10 protein-coding genes and 2 pseudogenes are annotated in these 11881 nt (G+C 36.8%); 5 read left to right on the forward strand and 7 right to left on the reverse strand.

From position 1 onward, the window contains the following. Positions 1 to 94: 94 nt before the first annotated feature. Both MZO41_RS16030 and MZO41_RS16035 read right to left on the reverse strand, forming a co-directional pair. On the reverse strand, positions 95 to 385 hold the full coding sequence (locus tag MZO41_RS16030) for a hypothetical protein (RefSeq protein WP_053339314.1): 291 nt from the start codon (positions 383 to 385) through the stop codon (positions 95 to 97). A 22-nt stretch (positions 386 to 407) separates the two neighbouring features. Next, positions 408 to 635: a hypothetical protein gene (locus MZO41_RS16035; RefSeq protein WP_003555660.1), complete on the reverse strand. Its 228-nt coding sequence runs from the start codon at positions 633 to 635 to the stop codon at positions 408 to 410. Positions 636 to 886: 251 nt separating this feature from the next. On the opposite strand from MZO41_RS16035, the gene mobQ reads away from it, so the two are divergent. The 3 genes and pseudogenes from mobQ to MZO41_RS16050 form a co-directional block, all read left to right on the forward strand. Then, a complete protein-coding gene (gene mobQ / locus MZO41_RS16040) occupies positions 887 to 2947 on the forward strand; it encodes a MobQ family relaxase (RefSeq protein ID WP_053339313.1) in 2061 nt (686 codons plus the stop codon). Next, positions 2922 to 3651: pseudogene (locus tag MZO41_RS16045) on the forward strand (DNA topoisomerase); the annotation flags it as partial. The gene mobQ and the pseudogene MZO41_RS16045, both read left to right, overlap by 26 nt. Next, positions 3650 to 4246, forward strand: a pseudogene (locus tag MZO41_RS16050) (hypothetical protein); the annotation flags it as partial. The pseudogenes MZO41_RS16045 and MZO41_RS16050, both read left to right, overlap by 2 nt. Before the next feature lie 155 nt (positions 4247 to 4401). Here MZO41_RS16050 and MZO41_RS17015 read toward each other — a convergent pair. Beyond that, on the reverse strand, positions 4402 to 4491 hold the full coding sequence (locus tag MZO41_RS17015) for a putative holin-like toxin (protein ID WP_021353390.1): 90 nt from the start codon (positions 4489 to 4491) through the stop codon (positions 4402 to 4404). A 347-nt stretch (positions 4492 to 4838) separates the two neighbouring features. Between MZO41_RS17015 and MZO41_RS16055 the strand changes: the two genes are divergently transcribed. Then, on the forward strand, positions 4839 to 6065 hold the full coding sequence (locus MZO41_RS16055; RefSeq protein ID WP_058906975.1) for an IS110 family RNA-guided transposase: 1227 nt from the start codon (positions 4839 to 4841) through the stop codon (positions 6063 to 6065). Positions 6066 to 6445: 380 nt separating this feature from the next. Here MZO41_RS16055 and MZO41_RS16060 read toward each other — a convergent pair whose 3' ends face one another. The 4 genes from MZO41_RS16060 to MZO41_RS17020 all read right to left on the reverse strand — a co-directional run bounded on the left by MZO41_RS16060 (position 6446) and on the right by MZO41_RS17020 (position 10008). After that, a complete protein-coding gene (locus tag MZO41_RS16060; RefSeq protein ID WP_053339310.1) occupies positions 6446 to 7600 on the reverse strand; it encodes an S-adenosyl-L-homocysteine hydrolase in 1155 nt (384 codons plus the stop codon). Then, positions 7590 to 8252, reverse strand: a complete 663-nt coding sequence (locus MZO41_RS16065; RefSeq protein WP_014940864.1) for an HD domain-containing protein — start codon at positions 8250 to 8252, stop codon at positions 7590 to 7592. The genes MZO41_RS16060 and MZO41_RS16065 overlap by 11 nt, the downstream gene beginning before the upstream one ends. Further along, positions 8252 to 9643: an MFS transporter gene (locus MZO41_RS16070; RefSeq protein WP_128650940.1), complete on the reverse strand. Its 1392-nt coding sequence runs from the start codon at positions 9641 to 9643 to the stop codon at positions 8252 to 8254. The genes MZO41_RS16065 and MZO41_RS16070 overlap by 1 nt, the downstream gene beginning before the upstream one ends. Before the next feature lie 287 nt (positions 9644 to 9930). Then, a complete protein-coding gene (locus MZO41_RS17020) occupies positions 9931 to 10008 on the reverse strand; it encodes a putative holin-like toxin (RefSeq protein ID WP_076661461.1) in 78 nt (25 codons plus the stop codon). 305 nt (positions 10009 to 10313) lie between these two features. Between MZO41_RS17020 and MZO41_RS16075 the strand changes: the two genes are divergently transcribed. Beyond that, a complete protein-coding gene (locus tag MZO41_RS16075) occupies positions 10314 to 11393 on the forward strand; it encodes an FRG domain-containing protein (RefSeq protein WP_053339308.1) in 1080 nt (359 codons plus the stop codon). Positions 11394 to 11881 lie beyond the last annotated feature (488 nt).

An 11881-nucleotide genomic window follows, 5' to 3' on the forward strand; every position in this document is an offset into this window, starting at 1 on the left:
CGTCGCCAAGAAACACTAAATGGCATGACTCCGAAAGAATTTCGGAATCATGCCATTCTAAAAACTGCATAGCTATTTTAATTATTTGAACTGTCTACTTGACTCGGAGCAGTCCCGGTTGATCGTTTTTTAATTTATCCGGTTTATGGGTGTTAACATAGTCAGCAAATGTTTTTAAAAGTTCTTCGGTTTGTTCGACCGATAGGTTATTAGCTTGAAAGTACTTTTCTAATAAAGCCCCTTTTTGAATTAGTCGGCGAGAACGGGCTTTGCGGGCTTGCCGATTTTCATAGTATTTAGATTGCCGTAATTTAAAATCTTCCCGCTCAATTTTTTGTTTTAAACGCGCTTGCTGCTCGACTAGTTTTTCATATTGATTAGACATGGAATTTCCCCATCTCGTATGGCTAATGATCTACGGACTTTACCTTTAAAAATTCAGAAAATTGCTTGGCTAAAAGCTTAATCTGATCGTTAGACAAATTAGCATAATCTAAATTGGCTTGACTGATGATTTGTTTACCTAGCCGTTGTTCAATCTTATTTTTTTCGTCCTTAATTTTTTGATTGAGGGCTTTTAATTTAGCTTCTTGTTTTTCTAAGTTACTTTGAGACATAACGATCCCTCCAATCATATTAGAAATAATCACCGAAACTATATCATATAAGAAACGTTAAGTCAAAGTATAAAATTTGAAATAGCGAAGCGGAAGGCATACACTAAATTAAAGTTAAGAGAATCAGAAGACCGAGTGAAACGAGGTCAATGCGCACTTACACGTCATCTTTGATGACGTTGTGCTAAACCCATTAAAACCTGTATTAGAAGTCGCCGATGGCGACAACAAAGTCAAACCCATAAACCCAAAGAAAGGTGGTGACCGACATGGCAATTTTTCACATGAGTTTTAGTAATATTAGTGCTGGTAAAGGACGAAGTGCGATTGCCAGTGCCGCTTATCGAAGTGGTGAAAAGCTATTTGATGATAAGGAAGGTCGCCACTATTTTTATGCCCGCTCGGTTATGCCAGAAAGCTTTATTTTGACGCCAAAAAATGCACCAGCATGGGCCAGTAATCGAGAACAATTATGGAATGAAGTTGAAAAGAAAGATCGTAAATCAAACTCAAGGTATGCAAAAGAGTTTAACGTGGCTTTACCAATTGAGTTAAGTGAAGATGAACAAAAAACATTATTAACTAAATACGTGCAAGAAAACTTTGTTGATCAAGGCATGGTAGCCGATGTAGCGATTCATCGTGATCACCCAGATAATCCACACGCACACGTGATGTTAACCAATCGCCCATTTAACCCCGATGGTACTTGGGGACAGAAAACAAAAACCAAATACATTTTAGATAGTCATGGTAATAAAACTAAGACCCCTGCAGGGAATGTGAGAAACCGAAAAATTTGGTTGGTTGATTGGGATAAAAAAGAAAAAATAACTGAATGGCGGCACAATTGGGCGGCAAGTGTCAATCAGGCTTTAGAGCAAAAAAGCATTCCTGATCGGATCAGTGAAAAATCATTTGTGGAACAGGGAATAGCTGACACACCAATGCAACACGAGGGAATCAATAGCAAACGGCATGAAAGAAAGGCATTTAATCAACAAGTTAAGAACTATCGTAAGTCCAAAGCTGGCTATAAAAATATGCAGGAGAAAGTAGTTAATCGAGGCCACTTGGATAGCCTAAGTAAACACTTCTCGTTTAACGAGAAAAAAGTGGTCAAAGAGTTAAGCCACGGACTGAAAACTTATATTAGTTTGGAAAGTTTAGATGATAAGCGGCGCATGCTATTTAATTGGAAAAACAGTACCTTAATTAAGCACGCTGTTGGTGAAGATGTCACTAAGCAATTATTGACAATTAACCAACAAGAAAGTTCACTAAAAAAAGCAGATGAGCTCTTAAATAAAGTAGTTGATCGCACGACTAAAAAACTTTATCCAGAGCTTGATTTTGAACAGACAAACGCGGCTGAACGACGGGAATTGATTAAAGAAACTAATAGTGAACAAACGATTTTCAAAGGCAGTGAATTAAACGAACGTTTAATGAATATTCGTGATGATTTATTGACCCGACAATTATTGACCTTTACCAAACGGCCATACGTTGGCTGGAAGTTATTAATGCAACAAGAAAAGGAAGTCAAAATCAAGCTTAAATATACGCTGATGATTCATGATGATAGCTTAGAAAGTTTAGAACACGTTGATCAAGGTCTACTAGAAAAGTATTCACCAACCGAGCAGCAAAAGATTACTCGAGCAGTCAAAGACCTACGGGCAATCATGGCCGTTAAGCAAGTCATTAAAACGCAATACCATGAAGTATTAAAAAGGGCCTTTCCCAAAGGCGATTTAGATGGATTGCCATTGATTAAACAGGAACAAGCCTATACAGCCGTGATGTACTATGATCCTGTTTTAAAGCCATGTCAGGCTGAAACAATTGAACAGTGGCAAGCAAATCCACCACAGGTGTTCAGTCCCCAAGAACATCAACAAGGACTAGCTTATTTATCGGGACGGCTGAGCTTAGATCAGTTAGAAAATCATCACTTACAACGGGTTTTAAAGCATGATGGCACTAAACAACTCTTTTTTGGCGAATGCAAAGCCGATCCGACGATTAAGAACAGTCAGATCGAGAAAATCCAAAAGCAGTTAAAAGGGCAACAAGCCAAGGACGACCAGTATAGAAAAGTAAATATTGGACATTATCAACCGCTAAATTACAAGCCAGTTAGTCCAGACTATTACTTAAAGACGGCCTTTAGTGACGCGATCATGACTGTTCTATATGCTCGTGATGAAGATTACCAACGACAAAGACAGGCGCAAGGTTTAAAGAAGACTGAGTGGGAAATGACGAAAAAGCAACGGCAACACCAAACTCGAAACCGGCATGAAGATGGGGGCATGCACTTGTAATCACAAAATTAGCGACTGGTTAATTGGTATGAATGGTAGCCCATAATGTATTTTATATTGAGAAAAATTTGGTATGCTCGATTAGTTACGTATAGCTGCCAGCCTTGTGTATGGTCTATCAAAGAGACCAGGTAAACAAAACCTTTAATCCGAAACCCTATTTTGAACTAAATGCTGAAATTCTTGCTAATTAGCAAGAATTCGTCGCAAAATTAGGCCCCTATCAGCGATTTAAAGACGAAACAGGTCTAATGGCATTCATGCAAGCTAAACACGTTCAGAAAGGCTCACAGGCTGGTTTAATCAAGGGCATTCAAAACCAGGCTAAAAAGCGTGCTAGTCCCCAACTATTCTCACTATCCAGTCTCCAGAGTGCCATGAATAAACGTTATCATGCCAGTGCCAGCCAGACTTTGGCGGCCATTCAGAGTTTATACGAAGACAAACTGCTCAGTTATCCCCGCACCGATTGTGCTTATATCACTGATGAAGAATTTGATTATTTAGGGGCTAATCTGCCTAAGTATCTGGGGTTAGTCTCTAAGCCAGTCGCTTTAACCAATATCGCCCCGAATAAGCGCTATGTTAATGGAAAGAAGGTTGAAGAACACTACGCCATTATTATGACTAAAGTCGTGCCGACGAAAGAGAAACTAGCCAGCTTGCCTAAATTACAGCAACAAGTCTATGACCTGGTTTTAAGGGTATTTTCAACCCAGCACTAATGAAATTGTTATTGGTGGTGATGAATCCGATAATGCTTTAAAATTGAAGACGTTATATCATGAATATGCGCATAGCCAGCTACACGGCTTAAAATCAGCCTTTAAAGATCGGCCACGAGCCTATCAGGAAACCCAGGCCGAAGCGGTCGCATATGTTGCCATGCAAAATATTGGCGTTGATACCAGTAACTATTCACTCGGTTATGTGGCTACCTGGGCTAAAGATACAGCTGTGATCCATAGTGCTTTAAGTGAAATCCAGCAAGTTAGCAACAAAGTGATTGAGCTTAGCGATGGCTTAACCAAATAATTAGGCTTGCAAGAAGCACAAGAAGGACCTGAGCACGATTTAAAAAAGCTAGCAGCCCAGTCACTGAATAAGTCCTATCAAGGCTTGCAACAACAAATTCAACAAACAACTAGTCCACAACAAAAAGCGCAATTAAAAAATCAGTTAAACGATGTGCACCAAGAAATTAGTGATCGAACTCAAAAACAACTGAAAGCATTTGCTAAACAGAATCCAGAAATTAAACAACCAGATTCTGAACCTGATCAAAGCCTAAAACGTTAGCCAGTTTTTAAGGGACATGCTATAATGGAGACAGAAAAAGGAAGCCCCGCCGAAAACAGGACTTCCCACGCAAGCCGCTTCAAAGGCGGTGGCGAAGTTAATAAGACAGCATTAAGCTACCCTGTAACTGGCCAAAGTTACGCAGGGCGGCTTTTTTATTTGTGGTGCTTGTCGATATAGCTGAGTAGCGCGATTAAAAACGTGCCAAACAGCAACATCAACGAGAGTGTCTGGAAGACGCTCATTGACTGTGAAACCTTCCTGAAGATTATTCCATGTTCCCATGGGCCTCACCTCGCAAGGGAAAAGACAGCCACCGCCCTTAAAACATTCTAAGCTTTATAGTGAATCGATTATCCGACGGGATAGTTGATTCACTATTTTAGTTTTGTTCTAAACTTTAAATAGTGGTGAAACTATATGCCGTAAGAAGTTTAGACGCTTGACGTCGTCCTTAAAACAGGCAGTTTTACTTAGTAATTAGTATTCTCTTCGAAGAATGTCGACACTTGATGTCCAGTTTAGAAAATTAGAAATAATTACCTTAGTAAATACGTTCCAACCACTAACAGCTATTTAGGAGGGTTTAAAAATGAGCATTGTCTTTGGCATAGATGTAAGTAGTCGTGATTCCAGTGTTTGTGTACTTCAGAGTGGCGCCACACGAGAATATAAGATCACTAACGATACTATCGGCTTTAAAACTCTGTTGATAGATCTAAAAGAATACGCCGAACATCCACAAATCATCTTAGAAGCAACTGGAGTTTATTCACGCAGAATTACTAGATTTTTAGATGAATACGATTATGATTATGTTCTTCTTAATCCTTTAAAGGCTAAGAAAGAAATTAATCAGGGCTTACGTCGCAATAAAACCGATCGTAATGATGCTTACCATTTGGCACTAGCTCAAGATCAAAATCAGCATCAACCTAATCGAAAAGAGCCTGATGTTTATCATCAATTGCAGTCTTTAAGTCGGGCTTATGAGGAATTAACTCACGATATTATTTCTTCCAAGAATCGACTTCATAAATATTTACAGTTAACTTTTCCAGAATTAGAAACCATTTTCAATAACTCTAGAGGTGTTAATTACTGGTATTTAGTTGAGCTCTTTCCGCACTGCCAAGATGTTAGAAATCTTGAAGTATCAACCATCGCTAAGCAAATTAAAGATTTTAAAGGTTATGGTATTAACCGTGCTCAAAAACTAGCTATTAAACTTAAGCATCTCGCGGATTTAGCTTATCCAGCAGTTGATCAAGACGACCCGGAGCGTGATGAAGTGGTTTATTACGCCAATAGATTATTACGGCTTACAGCTGATCGCGAGCGGAGATCAGAGGAAATGATTAAATTAGCTAAGACTTTGCCTAATCGCGATCTAGAAATCTTAATGAGCATTCCTGGTATCGCTGAAATAACTGATGTCCGAATTCTAGCCGAATTAGGCGACATTAGAAGATTCAGTAATCCAAACAAGATAAATGCTTTTGTTGGTATTGATCCAGGTAGATATCAATCAGGGGAAAAAGATTCTAGTTTAAGGATTTCTAAGCACGGCAATGCCGTTGCGCGGAAGATTCTTTATCGTGCAATTGGACAAATCGATCTAGCGGCTAAGACTAGTCCATGTCATATAGCAGATTACTATGAACGAAAAAAGCAATTTTCTCAAACGAAGGGGTTCAAGAAAATTGCCATTGCTTCAATCCATAAACTGCTTAGAACGATATATATTTTGATTATCACTGATCAAATGTATGATTACAACGTAGCCAACAATAATCAAAAAGACTTTTGTCGTAATTAATTGATCAGGTTCATTATAGCCTAAGTTAACTTCAAAGAAGTAATTTCTTTGAAGCCCTTTGTGATGCTCCTAATTTAGAAAAAAACGCCTCAATTAAAGCAATAATGCCAAATATGTCATAAATTAAAACTTTAGAGTCCTAATATACTTGACTTTACGTAGAAAACTTCCTGCTTAATCTATTATACAGAAACTTTGACGAGGAAACCAAATTTCATCTTAATATTGTTATCAACTGTTTCAGTGAAAGTTGCGCTTAATAAGGTATTTTTGTTTAATACTACGATCAAAGTTTAGCAGCAACTAAAAACAGCTTAAAATCTCTTTGTCGGTAGCAACCAGAGCTTATTTGTATAATTCTTTAAGCTTTTTTATTTAATTCAACTTTTAACAACTTCAAATATCTCTGCCAACCATTCTTTAGCAATTTTTTCTCTGTCGTTTTCATTTAATTCAACAATTCCCTGATTTTCTTCACCTGAAATGTCTTTTTGTAGTATAACTGCCATTTCAGCCTGTGTTAATTGGACGTAGGAAGCTAATGTTGATATAGAGTATGTGAAATTAATTGCGTTTCCTGAATTTGCTAGAATAACAGTCCTATTGCTTTTAGTTTTTAAAATTTTATACCCACCATTGTGTCCATAGTGGGGTAATTTGTTGATCATTTGACTATTTTTAAAAGTATCGTCCGCTGAAGTTACAGAAAAGCTATATAAAGTATGTTTCAAATCCAATTTTTTTAGTTGAAGAGTATCAATAGACTTCTCTCCATTAGCTATATACACAATATCAACGTCAATTAGCTCAGTATATATATCATTAGTTATTTGGTACCCATGGGCTAATGCGTTAGCTAATCGTATTGCCCTTTTATCAGCAACTATGACTATTGCACCACGTTTTCTTAAATTACCCGCTATACTGGAGCCAACTTTACCATAGCCAATAACTAGTACTTTCTTGCCTAAAAGCGTCGTTCCATAATCTGCTAAAAAGATTTCGGATTTGACTACAATCTCATGTCCAACCAAAAAATCTTCCTCAATTTTTAAAGAACTTCTTGCCACTGATAGTATTGGGACTGATATTGAATTATTGGACAGCTTATCTTCATACTTTTGGTAGCCATTTTCCGTATCCTCGATTATTTTAACCAATTGACCTTTAAACTGTTTCTGAATGTCACTTAATCTTGGTACAAAATACCCACCAATATCAATAATTGCAAACGTGTCCTGTCCGACAATTTCCTTTATCAAGTTAGGTGTATCAACGCCTGCTAATTCTTTCCTAGAAACATCTAATATTGTACAAGTCTTTGATAAATGTTTAAGGACTTTACGATCAATACTTTTGGGCTTGGGTATAAAGTACACTTCGTAGTGTTCACATAAATAGTCTATAAAATCCAAACTGTTAATCACGGCGTGCTCTACGACAAGGATTTTTTGGGGATCAGACTGCCCTTTATTAAAAAGCGCAGCGACTTTTTCGAAATACGATTTATCTAATAGATACTCATTATGTCTCATCTTTTACACCTGTTTCCATTTGGAATTCAGATAAGAAATCACGCATATACTTTGTTCGACGACTGGCTTCTTGCTTTCCCGTTCTGGTATTCATTGAACTTGCTAATTTCAGTAGCTTTTCATAAAAGTGATTGATGGTTGTACTTTTGTGATGGCGATAATCATCGTGTGTTTTGATTTCCTTCACTGATATTTTGGGATCGTATATTTCCTGTCCAGCGTGCCCGCCGTAAGCAAATGCACGTGCTATGCCGATTGCACCTAGTGCATCAAGTCTATCAGCGTCCTGAACACATTTACCTTCGTTAGAAAGCTGGTAATGGTGTTCAATGTTGTCAGAATATGACATATGTTGGATAATATCTAAAATGTCTTCTCTAGCCGGAGTTGCAATATTCTCATGGCTAAGTATAATTCGTACTTCTCTCAGTCTATTCTTTTTATCTGCAGTGACTTTTTCGTCTATGGTGTCATGCAAATAGCTAGCTGCTTTCACAACATACAGACCAATATCAGTTTCATCTTTTTTAAAATCTTCTGTATATATTTTTTGAGCTAACTTAGCCACTCTTTGGGCATGAAGAAAATCATGCCCAGTTGGATCAAAGGCCATATTTTCTTTAGAAAATGATTTTATATCATCTAAACTCATTACTCTTTATCTCCTTTAATTACTTTATTTCGTAAAGCTATCAAGCATAGAGAAATTGTGAATACGGCAACAAAAAACAAAATCAAGAAATTGATTGCTAACCCCCATTTTGTCCCTGAAATTACACTCCCTTGTTGTTTCTGCAATAAAGAAACAATAGAGGACGATATTGCAATTCCAACTGCTCCTGAATAAGCTTGAACCGTCATATAAATCGAATTACCATCATTTACTAACCCAGCAGGTAATTGAGACAAACTATAGGTCATGATGTTACTGTAGCTAAAGCTCAATCCCACCATAAAAAGCATATATATTAAAACCAGCCCGCCAATACTTGGTGTAAATAGGTTGGCGCCCAAAAAGGTCAGTCCAATGATTATACAGCCACTTATAATGGGTAAGCGGGGTGCAGTTTTATCGTAAATAATACCAGCAACCACCGATAGCACTGCATCAATCACAGCGGCAGGAGCAATTAGAAAACCTACCAAACCAGGTGACTGGGCAAAAAGTATTTGTAGCACATTAGGGATTAAGTATGACATACTCAAAGAACTGAATTGCAATAGAAAAAAAGCACTTAACAACTGCAAAAAGCGTTTGTTTTTAAAGAGACTTAATTCCAACAATTTATGGCTCTTATGCTTCTCATTAAGAAGGAAAAGTAAGCCACTAAAAAAAGCTGTTCCTAGTAAAAATAAATACAATTTAAAAGAGCTACTGTTAGCAGTCAAGTTAACAATAAACATCAACGTCGTTGTCAAAAAAATGGCCAAGAAAATGCCCCCACGGACATCAAAGGGAACGTAATGAACCGGTGAACTTTGTTCAATGCTAAGCTCACCAAGCAGCCAGGTAACCATAATAATTGGTATTAAAATTATAAATAGAAAATGCCAATTGAATGTGTCCTGAATTATGCCACCATATATGGGACCCACTGCTGGTGCAAAGGCAATAACTAAGCTACCTATCCCCATAAAAGTGCCAACTTTTTTCTTTGGCACTTGATCTAGTATGACAGCAAACATCAACGGTAACGCGATTCCATCAGCAATGCCTTGACATAAGCGGCCTAGCAAAACTAAATTAAAGCTGTTGGAAAAGCTTGCAACCAACGTACCGACTAAAAAGCTTAAGCACGAAACTCTAAATAAAGTTACCACACGAAACCGTCTTAAAAAGAATGAACCCAATGGAATCAAACTAGTTGAGACTAGCATATATCCAGTAGTCAACCATTGAACTTGACTGATAGGTATAGAAAAATACGTTGTTAATTGTGGGAAGGTTATGTTTAACGCTGTTTCAACCACTATTCCTAAAAAGCTTAAAAGACCAATCGAAATTATTGCGCTCAATAGTTTGTTGTGTTTCTCTTGAACCAAGAATTGCACCTTCCAAACACTACATATAGTTTTTATTACATATTATACCACTATATATGGTTCTTAGGCCGTTGCTCCTACATATTTTCAAGAACGAACAATAGTTTCTCTAGCCTTTGAGAAACTACACTTAAAATAGTCGCAAGTCCGTTATAGCCATGCTATAATGTAAACAGAAAAAGGAAGCCCCGCTAGAACAGGGCTTCCCATGTAGAGCCGTTTAAGACGGTGGCAAAGTTTAATAATAGATTAAATAATCCGTTAGCCCTGCCAAAAGCTAAGACGGATTATTTTTTTTGCTGACTTTTGATCAGCTCAACAATTAATGCAATCAAGGCCACGATAAATGTACCGAAAGCTAGCATTAATTGTAAAGCGTCCGAAACGGACACTTAGGCTACTCCTTTCGTTAGGATTTATGGGCTTTAAAGGTTTAACACCATAAGCACCGCCTCCGATCGGAAATAGCCACCGCCTTAACTTCTCTACTTGATTCATTATACAGAGATATAATTCTTTTAGAAACATATTTTTAAATCAGTAGTGTACTTCATTCTAACCTGGATTAGTGTATTAACGTAAGTCATCTTAGTAAGAACATTGAGCATAAAAATACGGTAATTGATTCATTTTATCAGAGTGCTTGCTTATATCTATAGGAGGTTCTATTTTGAATATTCAATCTGTAAATAGTTTTTTAAGCAAAAAAGCAGAATCCCTAAAGTCTATAAAAGCTAATGTAACAGTTGATGGAAGAGGTTTGCTACCACGATTTTTCTATAGAGGACAGTCAAATGACTTCAAAAGTAGTAATAACGTTGCTAGCATCTTTAGACAAAAAGAGCTCTCCGGATATACCCATGAATATTCATTTACTAATGAGTACATGCGTAGGTACGCAAACGATTTTAACAATTTAGAAAACAATTTTTCTCGCCTGTCTTATATGCAACATTTTGGCTTGCCAACTAGGTTATTAGATGTAACGACCAATGCTCTTGTCGCTCTTTATTTTGCCTGTCAATCTCATCTTGATTCTGAAAGACATGAAACAGACGGGATAGTTACCATGTTTTTTTCTAACAAGACACAAAATATTGATGATTTCACATACTATAGTAGTCGCAGTGACACCGTGGAAGTCTTATCAACATTAGCATTGATGGACGAAGAAAAAAAGAAAAGTATTTATAGAAAAATATCTTCTTTCAACAAAAATATTGATGATTTGTTGAAAGAAGATGAAAATCATTTATACCAAAGTTGGTACATGGATCTGGTCAAGCAGTTCCCAGAGGGCTATTATGAACAACTTTCTGAGGAAAACCAAAAAGTATATGACTCACTAAATGATTTCTATAAAGAAATAAATCAGTCTTATGAAATGCAATGCCTGTATCATGATATTAAAAGAGATACTGGTTATTTTGCTGATCTAATCAACTTTAGAACTTTACTTCACCCATTTTTCGTCGAACCTTCAATTAATAATGAACGCTTACGAGCTCAAAGTGGTTTTTTCCTTTTTGAACCTTATGATGGTACATCATGTAGCTTGGAAAATATTCATGATGATATTGATAACAAAGTATCTCTGTACAATGGACACAATGAGCCAATTAGATTAGTAATTCCTGGTGAAAAAAAGCAACAAATTTTAAACGAATTAAATCAATCATTGGAAATAAACCAGGCTACTTTATTTCCAGACAAAGAAAATGTGGCTAGTTATATAAAAAATAATTTTTAATAAAAAATGTTTAAAGGCCATTAGGGTATACCCTAATAGTCATTCGCACTTTTACACTACACTAGGAGTTATAGACGTGCATTAGGACTGTTAAAAAAGGAAACGTTGAGACTAGATTCGTAACGCTCTCTTGATCTCCCAAGAGCAACGTTTAGATTGGCAGTGAAATTCTTCGATAAACTATTATGGATAGGTTAAGCAACATAAGGTGGAAATATACTTATGAATGACAGTGGTTTAATTGTGTAGACAGCAATCATTATCATAACAGTATAAAGCTAATAGAAGGTAGGAAAGAATGGCGCATAATTCTTTCCTACCTTTTTTATTGCTGCTAGTCTGATTAACCATTGATTTACTATCGGTCAAAATTTTTGGTAGCGTCAAGAATCTTGTGTAAATGAAATGCCTTCGTACATATAATATGTATCTAACTTAAATAAATGATGCTTCCAAGGTGTCCTGGAGTCCTTTGAACCCTCGGTGGA

The sequence above is a fragment of the Lactiplantibacillus sp. C232 genome, assembly GCF_023806725.1.
Classification (GTDB): Bacteria; Bacillota; Bacilli; order Lactobacillales; family Lactobacillaceae; genus Lactiplantibacillus; species Lactiplantibacillus plantarum.